Source organism: Corallococcus sp. EGB (genome assembly GCF_019968905.1).
Taxonomy (GTDB): domain Bacteria; phylum Myxococcota; class Myxococcia; order Myxococcales; family Myxococcaceae; genus Corallococcus.
This window is the reverse complement of the sequence record NZ_CP079946.1, coordinates 4,974,610-4,990,442: the sequence shown is the minus strand read 5'-3', so window position 1 is coordinate 4,990,442 and position 15,833 is coordinate 4,974,610. Positions and strand designations below refer to the sequence as shown.

Genomic DNA, 15,833 nt, shown 5'->3' with positions numbered 1-15,833 from the left:
GGGACGCAAGGCTGGTTGGAAGCCGCGCACCCTAGACACCTGGGTTTCCAGGAGTCAAGCGGAGCACTGCGCCAAGTGGTGATCCGTGTTCTATGAACGCCCGGCCGGGTCTGCATCTGTCCTACCCGGCGGGTGCCCCCTGCCCGCTCGCCCCATGTGGGACAAACGGGGCCCTACCCCTCCCGCTTGAACGTCTCGCGGGCGATGACCATCCGCTGCACCTCGCTGGTGCCCTCGTAGATGGTCTGGACGCGAGCATCCCGGAAGTAACGCTCGACCGGGAACTCGTCGATGTAACCGTAGCCACCGTGCAGCTGCACGGCCTTGTCCGCCACCTTGTTGCTCATCTCGCTGGCGAACAACTTCGCCATGGAGGCCTCGCGGGTGAACGGCTGGCCGGCCTCCTTGAGGGTGGCCGCGCGCAGGGTGAGCAGCTCGGCCGCGTCCAGCTGGGTGCGCATGTCCGCCATCATGAAGCGCGGGGCCTGCAGGTCCGCCACGGCCTGGCCAAAGGCCTTGCGGTCCTTGGTGTAGGCCACGGCGGCTTCCAGGGCGGCGCGGCCCGTGCCGCACGCCTGCGCCGCGATGCCGATGCGGCCGCCGTCCAGCGCCATCATGGCCAGGCGGAACCCGTCGCCCTCCTTGCCCAGGAGGTTCGCCGCCGGCACTTCGCAGTCCTCGAAGGTGAGCGCCACGGTGTTGGACGCGCGCAGGCCCATCTTGTCCTCGTGCCTGCCCACGTGGAGGCCCTTGGTGCCGCCCTCCACGATGAAGCAGGACAGGCCCTTGTTGCCTGCCTGGCCCGTGCGGGCCCACACGACGATGACCCCCGCGTAGGCGCCGGAGGTGATCCACTGCTTGCTGCCGTTGAGCACGTACACGTCGCCGCGCTTCACGGCGGTGGTGCGCATGGCGCCCGGGTCGGAGCCCGCGTGCGGCTCGCTCAGCGCGAACGCGCCGACGATGGACTCACCGGAGGTGATCTTCGTGACGAACTTCTCCCGCTGCGCGTCGTTGCCGGCCGCGTGGATGAGCTCGCCGCACATGTTGGTGACGGCCATGGCCACGGCCACGGAGGCGTCCGCGGCGGCCATCTCCATCATGGCCAGCGCGTAGGACACGACGCCCGCTTCCGCCCCGCCGTATTTCCCCGGCAGGTTCACGCCCAAGAGGCCCACCTCGGCAAGGGCCTTGAAGACTTCCGGGTCGAAGCGCTCTTCGCGGTCCGCGGCGCGGGCGTGCGGGGCCACGCGCTCGCGGGCGAACTTGCGAGCGGTGTCACGGATGAGCGTCTGGGTCTCGGTGAGATCGAAGTTCACGGGCGCGGGTGTCCTGCTACTCGATGGCCTTGAGGTTGAACGGGTACTCGATGGGGTGGTCGCGGCCGTCCGGGGGCTTGGGGAAGTCCATGGACGACAGGACGGACACCACGCAGTCGTTGAGGCCCGGGTCCTTCAGCGTGCTGCCGTGCTTGTCGATCTTCGCGCTGCGCACGGTGCCTTCCGCGGTGATGGTGAAGGTGGTGCGCAAGAGGCCCTCCACCTTCTTGTCCTTCTCCACCATGTGGTCCTCGTAGCACTCCTGGATGCGAGGCATGTGGTGGGCCATCACCTGGCGGATGGAGTCCGGGGTGAAGGGCAGCTTGCTGACGTCCAGCCCGTCGTCCTTCGCGGGGGCGGGCGTCTTCGTCGTCGGGGCGGTGGCCGGAGCAGGCGTCGCCGCGGCCTTCTTCTTGGAGCCGCCCTGGGCGAGCGCCAGCGAGGAGCCCAGGCCCAGGGACAGGAACAGCACGGGGAGGAGCGCGCGCTTCATGACCGGGTGACTACTCCTTGAGCAGGTTGGCGGAGATGACGATGCGCTGGATCTCGCTCGTCCCCTCGTAGATCTCGGTGATGCGCGCGTCGCGCACGTGGCGCTCGGCGTCCATCTCCTTGCTGTAGCCCATGCCGCCGTGGATCTGCAGGGCCTTGTTGGCCACGCGGCTGGCCATCTCGCTGGCGTAGAGCTTGGCCATGGCGCTCTCCTGGGAGTGGCGCACGCCCTTGTCCTTCATCAGCGCCGCGCGCCACACGAGCAGGCGGGCCGCGTCGATCTCCATGGCCATGTCCGCGATCATGAACTGGATGGCCTGGTGGTCGCGGATGGGCTTTCCGAACGTCTTGCGCTCACCCGAGTAGCGCACGGCCTCCTCGAAGGCCGCGCGCGCGATGCCCAGCGCCTGGGACGCGATGCCGATGCGGCCGCCGTCCAGCGTGGACATGGCGACCTTGAAGCCCTCGCCCTCCTTGCCCAGGCGGTACTTCTCCGGCACGCGCATGTCCTCGAAGAACATGGAGCAGGACCAGGCGGCGCTGATGCCCATCTTCTTGTCGGGCTCCGCGCGGATGAAGCCCGGCGTGTTGGTGGGCACGAGGAACGCGGTGATGCCCTTGTTGCCCGCTTCCTTGTTCGTCATCGTGATGAGGACGATGGCGTCGGCCTTGGGGCCGTTGGTGATCCAGTTCTTGGAGCCGTTGATGATGTACTCGTCGCCGCGCTTCACGGCGATGGTCTTCTGGGCGGCGGCGTCGCTGCCGGCTTCCGGCTCCGTCAGGCCGAAGCAGCCGATCTTCTGGCCGCTGGCGAAGGGCTTGAGGAACTGCTCCTTCTGCTCGGGCGTGCCGAACTTGGACACCGGGTCGCAGTAGAGCGAGTTGTTCACGCTCATGATGACGCCGGTGGAGGCGCAGCCGCGGGAGATCTCCTCCATGGCGAGCGCGTAGCAGACGTTGTCCAGGCCCGCGCCGCCCCACTCTTCCGGCACCGCGATGCCCAGGAGCGACAGCTCCGCCAGCTTCTTCACCGCGTCCGTGGGCCACGCGTGCTGTTCGTCCCACTTGCGGGCGTTGGGGATGAGTTCCTTGGCGGCGAACTCGCGGCACAGCCGCTGGATCTCGCGCTGGATGTCGGTCAGCTCGAAGTTCATGGTGGACCTCCCATAGTACGGGGTCCGCCCCGGGGCTACTCCGAAGACGCCCCGCCGTCCTCGGGCGCGGGAATCCGGGTTCCAAAGAACATCGCGAGAGGCACGGCCACGTCGAGGGACACGTCCGTGCGAGCCCCCGCGTCCGTCCAGGTCCTGCGCACCACCACCGACACCGTCCAGGGTTGGGTGTCCCGGTGCCGCTCAATCAGGTCGTAGGTGAGCCCCACCCCGGCCACCCCGCCCTTCCCGTCGCCGCCCCACACGCCCGCCCCCTCGGCCAGGGCGCCGAAGCGGGACACGTGCGGAAAGGCGTACACGCGTCCCCCGGCGAGCAGGCGGAAGGTGGACGGCCGCAGGCGCAGCTGGGGCTCCACGAAGGGCGACACGATGAGCGTGGGGCCCAGCGCGCCGGGGACCTCCAAGGGAGGCGTGGCCCACGGGTGGATGGGCCAGGACAGCACCCAGTGGGCGCCGTCGCCCCACTCGCGGCGGAGGTCCGGGATGGCGGGCTCCAGGAAGCACAGCGTGTAGAGACACAGCGTGCGCTTCCAGGACACCAGGGCCGGGGCGCGGGGCTCCTGCCCGGGAGCCTCCTCCGCCCGGGCCGGCGGCGCGGCCAGGAAGCACAGCAGGCTCCCGGCCGCGACCGCGTGCTTCACGTCACTTGCCCTGGAAGTTGGCGGGACGCTTGCCCAGGAACGCGGCCATGCCCTCGCGCTGATCCTCCGAACCGAAGAGGACGGCGAAGCCCTGGCGCTCCAGCTCGTTGGCGGCGCGCAGGTCCTGATCCGCGCCGTACTCCACCACGCGCTTGGCCTGGGCCACCGCGAGCGGGCCGTTCTTGAGGATCTTCGCGGCCACCGCCTTGCAGTGCTCCATCAGCTTGTCCGCGGGCAGGACGTCCAGGACCAGGCCGATCTCCTTGGCCTTGGCGGCGTCCAGGCGGTCCGCGGTGAAGAGCAGCTCCTTGGCGCGGGCGCGGCCCAACAGGCGCGCCAGGCGCTGGGTGCCGCCGAAGCCCGGGATGACGCCGAGGGTGACTTCCGGCACGCCCAGCTTGGCCTTCTCCGACGCGTAGATGAGGTCGCAGCCCAGGGCCAGCTCCAGGCCGCCGCCCAGCGCGAAGCCGTTCACGGCCGCGATGGTGGGGATGGGCAGGTTCTCCAGGTGCTCGAAGACGCGGTGGCCCAGGGCGGAGAACTCGCGCGCCTGCGCGGCGCTGATGGTGGCCATCTCCGCGATGTCCGCGCCCGCGACGAAGGCCTTGTCCCCGCCTCCGGTGATGATGAGGGCGCGGGTGTCGTCCTTCAGCGAGTCGAGCGCGTGCTCCATCTCGTGGAACGTGGCGCTGTTGAGCGCGTTGAGCGCCTTGGGGCGGTCCACGGTGAGGATGGCGAGCGCGCCGTCCTTCTCGAGCTTGATGTTCTGGTAGTCCATGTGCGTGCGGGCTCCGGGTGGGGGCTAGTACTTGTAGAAGCCGCGGCCGGACTTCTTGCCGTACCAGCCGGCGTCCACGTACTGGCGCAAGAGCGGCGCCGGGCGGTACTTGGAGTCACCCAGGCCCTTGTGAAGCACCTCGGCGATGTACAGCACCGTGTCCAGGCCGATGAAGTCCGCCAGCTGCAGCGGGCCCATGGGCTGGTTGGTGCCCAGCTTCATCGCGGTGTCGATGTCCTCCGCCGTGCCCAGGCCCTCCATCAGCGCGAAGCAGGCCTCGTTGAGCATGGGGATGAGGATGCGGTTGACGATGAAGCCCGGGTAGTCCTTGGAGACCACCGTCGTCTTGCCCATGCGCTCGGCCATGGCGCGGATGGTGGTGTACGTCTCGTCGCTCGTCGCCGCGCCGCGGATCAGCTCCACCAGCTGCATCACCGGCACCGGGTTCATGAAGTGCATCCCGATGACGGACTCGGGGCGCTTCGTGGCCGCGGCGATGCGGGTGATGGGGATGGAGGACGTGTTGGTGGCGAGGATGCCGCCGGGGCGCACCACCTCATCCAGCTCCAGGAAGATGCGGCGCTTGAGGTCCTCGTTCTCCGTGACGGCCTCGATGGCGACGTCCACGTCCTTCGCTTCGCGCGCGCTCGTGAAGGTGGCGAGGTTCGCTTCGGCGGCCTGCTGCTTCGCCGCGTCCAGCTTGCCCTTCTCCACCAGCTTCTTCAGGCCCGCCTTGATGCGGTCCGCGCCCTTGGCGAGCCCGTCCTTGTTGACGTCCACCAGCGACACGCGCAGGCCCGCCTGGAGCGCCACCTGCGCGATGCCCGCGCCCATCTGCCCTGCACCGACGACGACGATGTGTTCCGTAGCCATGGCGTCTTCTCTCCTGTGCCGGCGGCCATAACGCACGGCCCCAGGAGGGTCAACGCCGGTCAGCGACCCGGGCCGGGCAGTCTCAACGGGACAACGATGGCCCGGGCCTCGCCCACCGTCAGCCGGCCGCGAATCACGTCCCGCTTGTCGCGCCCCTCCACCTGGAGGAACAGGAGCGTGCGGAAGGTGCCCTCGGGCAGGTCCACCTTGAAGGTCACCTCCGGGGGCGGGCCGTTCGCGAAGAAGCGCTCCTCGCGCTTCACGATGTGCTCGTCCTTCGGATCCACCACCTGGAGGTCCATGGCGCGCACGTCGCCCCAGTCATCGCCCTCCAGCCGGTAGATCAGCTGGCGCTCCGGCACGTCCGTCACCTTCCACAGCCACAGGCCCAGCGCGACGATGGCGATGAGCGCCAGCCGCTTGGGCAGGGGGTGTGTGCGCCAGGTGCGGCGCGGCTTGTCGGACGGGGCCGGGGTCTGCGGCGTGGGGGATTCCGCCACGTCCCTACTCCCGCTTCGAGCGCTTGGAGGCCGGCCGGCGCGCGTTCACGTCGGTGATGACCACGCGCGTGGTGGGCGGCTCCGCGGCCTTCTTGCCCGGCTTGTGGTGGGGCTCCGGCGCAGGCGCCTCCTCGGACTTCTCCGAGGGCACCAGGCGGATCTGCGCCTTGACCTCCACCGTCATGCCGGAGAGCAGCTTGAGGAACTCGTCGCGCAGCTTCTCCGACTGCATGAAGCGGCGGAGCTCCTCCGTGACGACGCGGCTGATGTCGTCCTTGGTCTTCTCCGCCTGGGAGAGGAGGAAGCCCAGCGCCTCCTTGGGCAGCTTGAGCTGGCCGGCGAGGGCCCGGAGGCCCTCCTCGCCCATGAAGACCGCGCCCATGCCGGCCACCGCCATGCGCCGCACGAAGTCCGGCACGAAGCCGCCCGAGGAGCGGCTCTCGCGGCCGGGCTGCTCCTCCGACGAGTCGTCATCGAACAGCGGATCAGGCGGAAGCTCGTCGTTGCCGGCCGGGGCCATGCGATCTCCTCTTCAGGTTGAGTCCTACCGGGCCTGCATCACCGGCAGGGGCACGCTCTTCATGGTCTGCGCGGACACGCGGCCCGCGACGTTCCGGGCCACGTCCTGGAAGGCCTTGGCCTCCGGGCTGTCCTTGTGCCCCACCACCACCGGCACGCCGGAGTCTCCCGCCTCGCGCACCTTCAGGTCGAGCGGGATCTCCCCCAGGAATGGGATGCCGAACATCTCCGCCGCCTTGTGGCCGCCGCCGTGGTTGAAGATGGGCGTGCTCTTGGAGCAGTGCGGGCAGACGAACTGGCTCATGTTCTCCACGATGCCCAGCACGGGGATGTGGACCTTGTCGAACATCTGCTTGGCGCGCACCACGTCCGCCAGCGCCACGTCCTGCGGCGTCGTCACCAGCACCGCGCCCGCGGCCCGCACGGACTGCGACAGCGTCAGCGCCACGTCGCCCGTGCCCGGGGGCAGGTCCAGGACGAGGTAGTCCAGCTCGCCCCAGTTCACGTCGCGCACCAGCTGCATGAGGGCGCCGTGGAGCATGGGGCCGCGCCAGATGAGCGCCTGATCCGCCTCCACCAGGAAGCCGATGGACATGATCTTCAGGCCATGGGCGACCAGCGGATCCAGCGTCTTGCCGTTGGGGCTCACCGGGCGCTTGTCCGCGGTGCCCGTCATCAGCGGCACGGAGGGGCCGTAGAAGTCCGCGTCCAGCAGGCCCACCTTCGCGCCGTGCTGCGCGAGCGCCGTGGCCAGGTTCACCGCCACCGTGCTCTTGCCCACGCCGCCCTTGCCGGCGCCCACCAGCAGGATGTTCTTCACGCCCGGCAGCAGGGCCCCGCCGCCGGAGCCGCCCGCGACGCCGCGCACCTGGGCGCCCCACTCGATGTCGAAGGACTTCAGGCCCGGCAGCGCCTTGAGCGCCGCCTCCGCGTCCGCCTGGATCTTCCCCTTCATGGGGCACGCAGGAGTGGTCAGTTCAATCTTCAGCTTCACCGTGTCGCCGGTGACGCGCACGTCCTTCACCATCCCGGCCTTCACCAGGTCGACGTGCAGCTCGGGGTCGATCACCTTCGACATGGCCGTCATCACATCGGCCTGGGAAACGCTCATCGGGACACCTGAAACCTTTTGAAAACAGGCGCTTGCACGCTTGAAGGGGGGCGGAGATTGCCAGCACTCCGGGGGCTGTCAACGTCGTTTAACGCACATGTCCGGAGGCCGCCCGGCCTTCCTCCGGCCCCGGAGCGCGCCCGGCTTCTGGCCCTCATTCGATGGCCGCCACCCGGTACTCGCCATCTTCCAGCACCAGCCGCACCGCGCGCTCGCCGCCCAGGGGGAACAGGGCCTCCCCCGCCGCCACGCGCACGTGGGTGTTGAGCGCCAGGCGGGCCCGGCGCAGGCGCTCCCTGGCCAGGGGCTCCCGTTCGAAGTCCTCGCGCAGGCGCTCCGGCGTGTAGCGGGCCCTCAGCGGCGAGGCGAGCAGGCCCCACGCGCCCTTCCAGTCCCGGGACTCCACCTCATCCAGGAACTTCTTCAGCGCCGCCCTGGGCACGTCCGCGGGGCGGGACTCTACCACGCGCCAGTCCTCGCCCTGGCGGGCCAGCGTGACGGACGGGGCGCGGGCCTCCAGCACGCCCGCTCCGGCGCGGACGGCGGCGGCGCGATCCTTCCGGGAGGCTTCGTCGGAGTACTCGTCCAGGAAGGCCCCCTCGCCCTCCGGGTTGCCGGTCGTCAGGCGGTAGGCGTCCGACAGCCGGTTCTCCTCCAGCGCCTTCGCGTACGCCTCCGCCACGGACGCTGGTTCACGCGACGCGGTGGCACAGGCGGTGCCCAGCAACAGGAGGCTCAGGGGCGCAAGACGGGTCATCACGGGCGCGGCAGGGTAGACGCCGGCCCGGGGGCGGGCAATGCCCGGACGTCTCGTCCGTCGGTGCTCCAGCGGGCGGGCGGCGCTCGAAGGGTCAATGGCGCAACAGCCGGAACAACCAGATGACGATGTCCGCCAGGTCGATGGCGTCCGACACTTCGTTCAGGTTCGGGAGGCTGGACGCGTCGCGGCTCCTCGGCAGGCTGTTGCCCGACACGGCGCCCTTCGGGTGGTGCTCGTGGCAGTAGAGGTCGCCGCTGTACGCGTATGCCTCCGACACGGAGACCTGGATGCCGCACCGGACGCAACAGAAGGGGGAGCGCACGCCCAGTCCGCCAGTGGGTGAATCCGACGGCGGCAGCGGGGCCGTGGCGCCCGGGCCGCTCCATGGATCCGGGCCCCCATCCGTCGCCGGAGCGACCTCCCAGCCCCGGGCCGCGGGGGCGACCCTGGGGGCCGTCACGACGGCGTTCTCCAGGGCCTCGAACTTGCCCGCGTCCAGCCAGGTGCCGCCGCAGTGCGTGCACAGGTCCACGTTGCACACGCGCGCGTTGACCAGCGCCAGGCGTGCGCCGCAGCCGGGACAGCCCACGGGCTCGCTGTCGCAGGTGGCGCAGACAGCCATGGCCCGAGGGATGAGGTGTCCGCCCTCGCGGCACCGCGACGCGGCCTGCCTCGCCGCGCTCAGCAGCGGCTTGAGCGACGGCCGGTCCGGAAAGCGCTCCAGCTCCCCGCGGTCGAAGTACAGGCCCTGGCAGCGAGGACAGACATCCACCTCCACGTCGGAGGCCAGGACGACGTTCAGGGGCTGGCTGGGGCAGACCGGGCAGGAGCGGGTCATCCCGGGCATGCTAGAGGGCCCATCCCCTCCGTGAAAGGGGCGCCCCGCCGCTCAGTGCTCTCGTTGCGGGGGTGGGATGTGGCCCTTCCCCGTCACGGTGTCTGGCGGTCGTTTCGCGCGGAGCTTCGAAGGAAGCACGCCGAACCGCTCGTGGAAGCGGGTCGCGAACCGCGAGGCCGAGGTGTACCCCGCCTCGATGGCCACGTGTCCCACCGGCAGGTCGGTGGTCCAGAGCAGCGAGACCGCGTGGTCCATCCGCACCTCCGTCAGGAGCTTGCTGAACGTCGTCGCCTCGCCCGTCAGCCTCCGATGGAGCGTGTCCTCACTCATGGCGAGCGCCCGGGCGACCTCCGTCAGCGTCCATGCCCGCGAGGGATCCCGGGACACGAGGCGCTTCATGCCGAGCCGCGCGCTCGATGACGCGCTCACATCGATGTGGAGATCCCGCAGCCAGGCGATGAGCTCGAGCACGCGCGCGCGCACGACTCCTTCCGGGAACTTCTCCGTGAGCGCCTCGATGCATCGGCGGTGCGCGTCGACGAGCCGGGGAAGCTCGTCGGCGCGCAGCCGTTGGACCCTCGTGGAGCCCGTGGGCGGCTTCGGCTCCGCCTGGAGGAGGAGCTCCGGGGCGATGAGCATGCCCTCGGCCAGGTACTCGCCTCCTGCGTCCGGGACATTGCGCACGTCGAGGCGGGTCCCGGGGGAGATCCACACGAGCTCGCCGGCCCGGACGTGGACCGGCTCATCGCCCTGGCGCACCACCTTCTCGCCCCGCTGGATGTGCACCAGGCCGGCAGAGAGCCACTCCACCCCCGCGAAGACGGGGTCGGCCTCGCGTTGGTGGATCTTGAGGTACATGGCCGCCGTGGTGTCCAGGAGCCTGGCGGTGCGTTCGATGGGCGAGGGCCTTCGCATGTCTCAGGGCGTGACGGAGGTCGGGACGAGCGTACCGCGCGCGAGGGTGTGCCCCAAGAGCACGAAGGAGAGGTACGCGGGCGTGGCTTCCGCGGGGATGGGGAGCGCCTCGACATCGAGCGCATGCACGACGACGAAGTAGCGGTGCGGCCCGTGTCCTCGCGGCGGCGCGGCGCCGAGGTATTGCGCGAGGCGGGCATCGTTGGGGAGCTGCACCGCCCCCGGAGGAAGGAGCCCTCCCCCGGCGCTCCCGGCGTTCCGCGGCAACGCGCTGACGCCCGCCGGGATGTTGAACACGGCCCAGTGCCAGAAGCCACTGGGCGTGGGGGCATCAGGGTCGAAGACAGTGACCGCGAAGCTCCGGGTCGCGGCGGGGAATCCCGACCAGCTCAGCTGGGGCGAGATGTCCTTGCCGCCCGTCTCGGACTGCGCGCTGCGGTGGTCGGCGTGCAGCGGTTGTCCATCCTGGATGTCCGTGCTCGTGACGTGGAACGACGGAACGGCGGGGAGTGCTTCGTACGGGTTCGTTTTCATGAACAGCAATCTGCGGCTTTCGGACGAGGAGCGTTCGCCCGGGATCCGCAACGGCTGTCCCGTGAACCGCGATCTCACCGGCGGCGCTGGAGACTCCATGCCGTGGGGCAGAAGGCATACGTGGCCGGGTGCGCCGCGCCCATCAGCAGCTTGAGCAGGGACAGCCTCCCGCGGGCGCCGCCGTAGCGCACCAGGTCGAAGTCGTCCGACGGGACGCGCGCCTCGTCCAGCGCGTGGCGGCAGACCTCCTCGAAGCCGCCGATGCGGTCCACCAGCCCCGCCTCCTTCGCGCGCAGCCCGGAGTAGACGCGCCCCTCCGCGCGCTGGTGGATCTCCTCCTTCGTGCGGCCTCGCGCCTGGGCCACCAGCTCCAGGAAGGACTGGTAGCTCTCCTCCACCTCGCGCTCCAGGGCGGCGCGCTCGTGCGGCGTGAAGCCGCGTGACGAGGAGAAGAAGGCGGCGTTCTCGCCCCGCGCCAGCGTGGTGCGGTGGATGCCCAGCTTCTCCAGCAGGTCCCCGTACTCGAACTTGCCCACGAACACGCCGATGGAGCCCACGACGGCATGGGGCGCGGACCAGATCTCCTTCGCGCCGATGGCCGCCATGTAGCCGCCGCTCGCGCAGATGGAGTCCACGTACGCGATGACGGGCTTCTGCTTCGCCACGCGCTTCACGGCCTCCAGGATCTGCTCGGACGCGAGCGCGGATCCGCCGGGGCTCGCCACCGCCAGCACCACCGCCTTCGCGCGCGGATCCCTCCCCGCCTGCCGCAGCGCCTTCACCACCGCGTCCGCCGCGGCGAACCGGCCCGCGCCGCCGCTGCCCGGGATGATGATGCCCGCCACGTCCACCACCGCCAGCCGGGGCTTGCGGCGCAGCCGGCGCCACTTCACCGGAGGGAACGGGAGCGTCGCCAGGTACGCGTCATAGGTGGGCACCGGCGGCTCCTCGTCCTTCTTCGCCTCCAGGCCCAGGTGCGCGCCCAGGTCCGCCTCGTGGACCAGCCCGTCCACCAGCCCCGCCTCCAGCGCCCGCTTCGCGCTGTAGGGCCCGGCGTCGATGAGCGCTCGCGCCTCCTCCGCCGTCTTGCCGCGATCGCGGGAGACGGCGTCGACGAGCGCGGCGTAGCGTTCATCCAGGAAGGACTCCAGCGTCTGGCGCTGGATGTCGGACACCTTGCCGTCGGTGAAGAGCTCCGGCGCCGTCTTGTAGTCGCCGCGCCGGGCGAAGTGGGCGTGGATGCCCACCCGGCTGAAGGCCTCGCCCAGCACGGTGGCCTGGGCGGAGTAGCCCACCAGCTCCACGCGGCCCATGGGGGCGAGCAGCACCTCGTCCGCCGTGCCCAGCACGGGGTAGGCATCCGTGTCCACCATCACCGCCCAGGACACCACCCGCTTCCCGGCGGCCTGGAAGTCCGACAGCAGGGCGCGCAGGGCCTCGCGCTTCGCGTCGGGGATGGCCAGGCCCTCGACCTCCAGGAGGATGCCGTCCACCTTGGGGTCCGCGGCCAGCACCTTGAGTGCGCGACCCAGCGCGTCGAGCGACGTCACCGTGGCGGGCTCCACCGTCCCGCCGCCGAAACGGAAACGTGACATGGGGCGTGGGCGGTACGGGAGCTCGCCCGCGAGCCGGAAGCGGATCCATGTAGGTCTCTTGCGCGCCGCCATCAGACGAAAGGGCAGGCCCAGGAGCAGCTTCAGCCCCAGGAAGAGGTTCGCCAGGAGCAGAATGGGAAGGCGGAGCATGGCGCGCGCGTAACGCTCCGTGCGGGGCGAAGCAACCCCTGTTCACCCGCGGCTCGGCCCTCTGTTAGGCTCAAGGCCCATGTCCTCCCCCTCCCTCCCCCGCCTTGTTCTTGTTCTCGCCCTTGTGTGGGGCGGCGCTGTCCTGGCGCAGCCCCAGCGCCGGCAGCCCTCGGAGTTCAAGGAACGCAAGGAGTTGACCCAGGCAGAGAAGGACGCCGCCAAGGCGCGCGCCATGGGCAACAACCTCAATGGCTACGGCAAGGACGTGCAGATCAAGGAGACGCCCGTGCCCTGGATGGCCATTGGCCTGGTGGCCATCGTCTTCGTCGTCGCCACGCCCTTCGCCATCCGCGCCTACCGGGGCACCGTGAAGGACATGTCCGACGTCAACACCTTCGGCGCGCGCGGCGGTGCCGCCGAGGACGAGGCCTGAGCCTCCGCCTCACGCCGGGCGGACCTCCACGCTGCCGCCCGGCTCCACCTGGATGTGCACCGGCAGGAAGCGCCGCAGCACCTCCGCCTGGACCGTCAGCTCGCCGGTGATGCGAGCGGCGGTGAACCGCGTGGTCCCCGGCGTCACCGCCCCCAGCCTCCCCGACGCCAGGAGCGCCGCCGGCAGAAGCAGTTGTTCGGCCAGGTGCTCGTCGAGCGCGCCGCCCGACTCCATGAAGCGGGTCAGCGCCTCCGCCGCCTCACGCCCCACCCCTTCGGCGTCCAGGCCCCGCTCCCCCAGCGACGTGAAGCCCGCCACGGTGTGCTCGAACTGCGCCAGCACGAACGTCGCGGAGCCCTGCGAGCGCGTCACCGCCAGCGGCCGGTTGTCGGCTTCCGCCAGGATGCCCCGCTCGCGCAGCGCGGCCACGGCGGCGCGGGACTGACGCTCCGCCACCGCGAAGGGCAGCCCTCCCACGAAGGACATCACCCGCACCTCGCGCAGCACGCCCCGCGCGGGCAGCTCCACGCGCACGGGCGGCTCGGCCGGGGCCCCCACCTCCGCGGTGAACTCGCCCGCGCCCTCCGGGAGGAAGCCCGCGTGCGTGAGCGACAACTGCACGGGCAGCCCATACGCGCGCGCCACCGGCAGCCACGCGCCCACGAGCGCATGGAAGCTGGGTCCACCTCTCAGGTGCGTGGCCCCCCGCAGCGTGAGCCGTCCGCCGCCCGCGAGCGCCAGCGGATACACCAGGCACTGGAACAGCCGGGGCGTGCTGCCGGACGCGCCGGCCTCCAGCAGGTAGTCACCCGCGCGCACCGGGCCGGGGGTGAAGCCCAGCTCGGTGGAGGCCACGACGGCGCCCTCGCTGGTGCCACCGCAGAGCGTCTCCGCGCCGCGGACATAGGCCAGGTGCTGGGGCCGCAAGCCCGGCGGCTCGCGGTGCTCGCGCAGGCCGCGGAGCAGGAAGGGACGGCCGGTGATGAGCGACAGGGACAGCGCCGAGCGGAGGACGTGGCCGCCCCCCTCCCCCAGGCTTCCGTCGAGCAGCACCCGCCCGGCGTCGGGCCGGTCGTGACCGGTCATGTCCCTCCCGTCCTGGCGTGTCGTGGCGCGCGGCCCGGCGAAGGGCCACCCGCGTGTGGTGACGGGCGCGCAGCCTAGCAGACCGCGCGCCCGTGGACGGGGGAACTACTCGTCCAGCGCGGGCAGGACGTTCACCTTCAACGCACTGGGCTGGGCCGCCGTGTGGTGCAGCCGGTGCATCGCGCGAACGAAGTCCGTGGGCTTCGCCTCGAAGATGTTGGGCACGTACGTCTGCGGGTTCCGGTCGATGAACGGGAACCAGCTGGACTGCACCTGCACCATCAGCCGGTGGCCGCGCTGGAAGGTGTGGAACACGTCGTTGATGACGAAGCGCACCTTCGTCACCTCGTTGGACGTGAAGGGCTTGGGCTGCGAATAGCTCTCACGGAAGCGGCCGCGGAACGGCTCGCCGCGCACCAGCGTCTGCTGCGCGCCCCGGTTGCGCTCGCCGGACTGCTCCTGCTCCTTCGTCCAGCCGGGCATCTTCCCGGGGTTCACGTCCACCAGCTTCACCACCCAATCCGCGTCACTGCCCGTCGTGGAGACCCACAGCTCCGCCTCCAGCGGGCCCGCGAGCGTGAGGTCCTGGGTCAGCGGCTCCGTCTGGTACGTGAGCACGTCCGGCCGGCGCGAGGCGAAGCGTTGGTCCTCCGTCATGTACGTCTTGGACCAGCCGGGGCTCAGGTCCTGCGTGTACGGCACGGGCTTCGCGGGGTCGCTCACGTATTCGTCGAAGGACGCCTGCGTCGCCGTGGGCGCCTGGAAGGTCAGCGCGCCCTGCGGCTGGAAGTACAGGCGCGTCTCCTTCGTGCCCTTGGGCGGCCAGGCGTCCAGCTTGCGCCAGCGGTTGGCGCCGCCCTCGAAGACGAGCGCCTCCGGAACGGCCGCGTCCGGGCCGCCCTTCAGGTGCTGCTTGAAGAAGGCCAGCACCAGGTCCTGGTACGTGGCGGCCGTGGGGAACCCGAAGTCCGCGTCCCCCAGGGACGAGCCCTCCGTGCGCATCCAGCCGCCGTGCGGCCACGGGCCCATCACGAGCGTGTTGGTGATGCCGGGGTTCTGCTTCTCGATGGCGGCGTACGTGCGCAGCGGCCCGTAGAGGTCCTCCGTGTCGTACCAGCCGCCCACCACCATCACCGCGGCCTTGATGTTCTTCAGGTGCGGCAAGAGGCTCCGCGCCTGCCAGAAGGCGTCGTAGTTGGGGTGCGCGATGATGTCCTTCCAGAACGCGATGTCACCGTGGAGGTGCTTCGCGTCCGCGTTGGGGAGCGGGCCCAGGTCCAGGAAGAACTGGTAGGCGTCCGGGGTGCCGAAGTCGTAGGGCTTCCACTCCACCTCGTCCGTGGGCGCGGGGCGCGGCTTGCCGAAGGTGGAGAAGAAGCTGAACGCCAGCTGCAGGTTGAAGGCGCCATGCCGGTGCATGTCGTCCCAGAACCAGTCCGCGATGGGCGCCTGCGGCGACACGGCCTTGAGCGCGGGGTGCGAGTCGATGGCGCCCGCGGAGGTGTAGTAGCCCGGATAGGACACGCCCCACATGCCCACCTTGCCGTTGTTGTGGGGAACGCGCTTCACCAGCCAGTCGATGGTGTCGTACGTGTCGCTGCTCTCATCCACCTCCTTGCCCTTCTTGGTGTCGAGGTGGGGGCGGACGTTGACGAACTCGCCCTCGGACAGATAGCGGCCTCGCACGTCCTGGAAGGCGAAGATGAAGCCCTCCTTCTCGAAGTCGGCCGTGGCCAGGGTTTTGGGATAGCGGCCGGCGCCGTAGGGGCCCACCGAGTACGGCGTGCGCGTGAGCAGCACGGGGTAGCGCTTCTGTGGGCTCGCGTCGTTGGGCACGTAGAACGTCGTGAAGAGCTTCACGCCGTCGCGCATGGGGATGCGCACCTCGTACTTCGTGTAGTGCGCCCGGATGGATGCGGCGCGTTCGTCTTCCGGGCTCGCGGGCGGCTTGGGCGGCGCGGCGGGCGCCTGCGCGAGGGCGGATCCAGACAGGGAGAACATCGCGAGCGCTGCGACGAGGCCTCGGCGGTGGAAGGTCATGCTCCCCTCCTCCTTGCTGGGAAATGCGGGGGAAATTCGAAGGGAAATGCATCTTGGGCGATGGGGCCCGTGCAAGG

17 protein-coding genes are annotated in these 15,833 nt (G+C 70.5%); 1 reads left to right on the top strand and 16 read right to left on the bottom strand.

The features are described 5' to 3' along the window. Positions 1-173: 173 nt before the first annotated feature. The 14 genes from KYK13_RS20730 to sppA form a co-directional block, all read right to left on the bottom strand. The gene (locus KYK13_RS20730; protein ID WP_223631905.1) at positions 174-1,319 is read right to left on the bottom strand and encodes an acyl-CoA dehydrogenase family protein; all 1,146 of its coding nucleotides are present in this window, start codon (positions 1,317-1,319) and stop codon (positions 174-176) included. A 16-nt stretch (positions 1,320-1,335) separates the two neighbouring features. Beyond that, the gene (locus tag KYK13_RS20725) at positions 1,336-1,812 is read right to left on the bottom strand and encodes an AgmX/PglI C-terminal domain-containing protein (RefSeq protein WP_223631903.1); all 477 of its coding nucleotides are present in this window, start codon (positions 1,810-1,812) and stop codon (positions 1,336-1,338) included. A 10-nt stretch (positions 1,813-1,822) separates the two neighbouring features. Continuing rightward, a complete protein-coding gene (locus tag KYK13_RS20720; RefSeq protein WP_223631901.1) occupies positions 1,823-2,965 on the bottom strand; it encodes an acyl-CoA dehydrogenase in 1,143 nt (380 codons plus the stop codon). 35 nt (positions 2,966-3,000) lie between these two features. After that, positions 3,001-3,624, bottom strand: coding sequence for a hypothetical protein (locus KYK13_RS20715; RefSeq protein ID WP_223631900.1), 624 nt, complete (start codon positions 3,622-3,624; stop codon positions 3,001-3,003). Position 3,625: 1 nt separating this feature from the next. Then, on the bottom strand, positions 3,626-4,402 hold the full coding sequence (locus tag KYK13_RS20710) for an enoyl-CoA hydratase-related protein (protein WP_223631898.1): 777 nt from the start codon (positions 4,400-4,402) through the stop codon (positions 3,626-3,628). A gap of 24 nt (positions 4,403-4,426) precedes the next feature. Further along, positions 4,427-5,275, bottom strand: a complete 849-nt coding sequence (locus KYK13_RS20705; protein WP_223631896.1) for a 3-hydroxyacyl-CoA dehydrogenase family protein — start codon at positions 5,273-5,275, stop codon at positions 4,427-4,429. A gap of 59 nt (positions 5,276-5,334) precedes the next feature. Then, positions 5,335-5,775, bottom strand: a complete 441-nt coding sequence (locus KYK13_RS20700) for a hypothetical protein (protein WP_223631888.1) — start codon at positions 5,773-5,775, stop codon at positions 5,335-5,337. Between the two features lie 4 nt (positions 5,776-5,779). Then, on the bottom strand, positions 5,780-6,295 hold the full coding sequence (locus KYK13_RS20695; protein ID WP_223631886.1) for a hypothetical protein: 516 nt from the start codon (positions 6,293-6,295) through the stop codon (positions 5,780-5,782). 24 nt (positions 6,296-6,319) lie between these two features. Next, the gene (gene apbC / locus KYK13_RS20690) at positions 6,320-7,405 is read right to left on the bottom strand and encodes an iron-sulfur cluster carrier protein ApbC (protein WP_223631884.1); all 1,086 of its coding nucleotides are present in this window, start codon (positions 7,403-7,405) and stop codon (positions 6,320-6,322) included. 154 nt (positions 7,406-7,559) lie between these two features. Beyond that, positions 7,560-8,162: a hypothetical protein gene (locus KYK13_RS20685; protein ID WP_223646682.1), complete on the bottom strand. Its 603-nt coding sequence runs from the start codon at positions 8,160-8,162 to the stop codon at positions 7,560-7,562. A gap of 94 nt (positions 8,163-8,256) precedes the next feature. Next, entirely contained in the window at positions 8,257-9,003 is a 747-nt protein-coding gene (locus tag KYK13_RS39080; RefSeq protein WP_304504050.1) for a zf-TFIIB domain-containing protein, read from the bottom strand. A 51-nt stretch (positions 9,004-9,054) separates the two neighbouring features. Further along, positions 9,055-9,918, bottom strand: a complete 864-nt coding sequence (locus KYK13_RS20675) for a helix-turn-helix transcriptional regulator (RefSeq protein WP_223631882.1) — start codon at positions 9,916-9,918, stop codon at positions 9,055-9,057. Positions 9,919-9,921: 3 nt separating this feature from the next. Then, positions 9,922-10,452 (bottom strand): YbhB/YbcL family Raf kinase inhibitor-like protein, encoded by a 531-nt coding sequence (locus tag KYK13_RS20670; RefSeq protein WP_223631880.1) that lies wholly within the window; start codon positions 10,450-10,452, stop codon positions 9,922-9,924. A gap of 74 nt (positions 10,453-10,526) precedes the next feature. Continuing rightward, positions 10,527-12,197, bottom strand: coding sequence for a signal peptide peptidase SppA (gene sppA, locus KYK13_RS20665; RefSeq protein WP_223631878.1), 1,671 nt, complete (start codon positions 12,195-12,197; stop codon positions 10,527-10,529). Between the two features lie 79 nt (positions 12,198-12,276). Between sppA and KYK13_RS20660 the strand changes: the two genes are divergently transcribed. After that, a complete protein-coding gene (locus KYK13_RS20660) occupies positions 12,277-12,630 on the top strand; it encodes a hypothetical protein (RefSeq protein ID WP_223631876.1) in 354 nt (117 codons plus the stop codon). Positions 12,631-12,639: 9 nt separating this feature from the next. Here the strand turns inward: KYK13_RS20660 and rtcA are convergent, their stop codons facing one another. Together rtcA and KYK13_RS20650 are read right to left on the bottom strand one after the other, a co-directional pair. Continuing rightward, entirely contained in the window at positions 12,640-13,716 is a 1,077-nt protein-coding gene (gene rtcA, locus KYK13_RS20655) for an RNA 3'-terminal phosphate cyclase (RefSeq protein WP_223631874.1), read from the bottom strand. Between the two features lie 105 nt (positions 13,717-13,821). Next, on the bottom strand, positions 13,822-15,756 hold the full coding sequence (locus KYK13_RS20650; RefSeq protein WP_223631872.1) for a CocE/NonD family hydrolase: 1,935 nt from the start codon (positions 15,754-15,756) through the stop codon (positions 13,822-13,824). Between the last annotated feature and the right edge of the window lie 77 nt (positions 15,757-15,833).

Excerpts from the sequence above, each read along its gene's own strand:
- KYK13_RS20720 (WP_223631901.1), bottom strand. The coding sequence starts at position 2,965 with ATGAACTTCGAGCTGACCGACATCCAGCGCGAGATCCAGCGGCTGTGC.
- KYK13_RS20685 (WP_223646682.1), bottom strand. The coding sequence starts at position 8,162 with ATGACCCGTCTTGCGCCCCTGAGCCTCCTGTTGCTGGGCACCGCCTGT.
- rtcA (WP_223631874.1), bottom strand. The coding sequence starts at position 13,716 with ATGACCGGTCACGACCGGCCCGACGCCGGGCGGGTGCTGCTCGACGGA.
- sppA (WP_223631878.1), bottom strand. The coding sequence starts at position 12,197 with ATGCTCCGCCTTCCCATTCTGCTCCTGGCGAACCTCTTCCTGGGGCTG.
- KYK13_RS20675 (WP_223631882.1), bottom strand. The coding sequence starts at position 9,918 with ATGCGAAGGCCCTCGCCCATCGAACGCACCGCCAGGCTCCTGGACACC.
- KYK13_RS39080 (WP_304504050.1), bottom strand. The coding sequence starts at position 9,003 with ATGACCCGCTCCTGCCCGGTCTGCCCCAGCCAGCCCCTGAACGTCGTC.
- KYK13_RS20650 (WP_223631872.1), bottom strand. The coding sequence starts at position 15,756 with ATGACCTTCCACCGCCGAGGCCTCGTCGCAGCGCTCGCGATGTTCTCC.
- KYK13_RS20695 (WP_223631886.1), bottom strand. The coding sequence starts at position 6,295 with ATGGCCCCGGCCGGCAACGACGAGCTTCCGCCTGATCCGCTGTTCGAT.
- KYK13_RS20710 (WP_223631898.1), bottom strand. The coding sequence starts at position 4,402 with ATGGACTACCAGAACATCAAGCTCGAGAAGGACGGCGCGCTCGCCATC.
- KYK13_RS20705 (WP_223631896.1), bottom strand. The coding sequence starts at position 5,275 with ATGGCTACGGAACACATCGTCGTCGTCGGTGCAGGGCAGATGGGCGCG.
- KYK13_RS20670 (WP_223631880.1), bottom strand. The coding sequence starts at position 10,452 with ATGAAAACGAACCCGTACGAAGCACTCCCCGCCGTTCCGTCGTTCCAC.
- KYK13_RS20660 (WP_223631876.1), top strand. The coding sequence starts at position 12,277 with ATGTCCTCCCCCTCCCTCCCCCGCCTTGTTCTTGTTCTCGCCCTTGTG.
- KYK13_RS20725 (WP_223631903.1), bottom strand. The coding sequence starts at position 1,812 with ATGAAGCGCGCGCTCCTCCCCGTGCTGTTCCTGTCCCTGGGCCTGGGC.
- apbC (WP_223631884.1), bottom strand. The coding sequence starts at position 7,405 with ATGAGCGTTTCCCAGGCCGATGTGATGACGGCCATGTCGAAGGTGATC.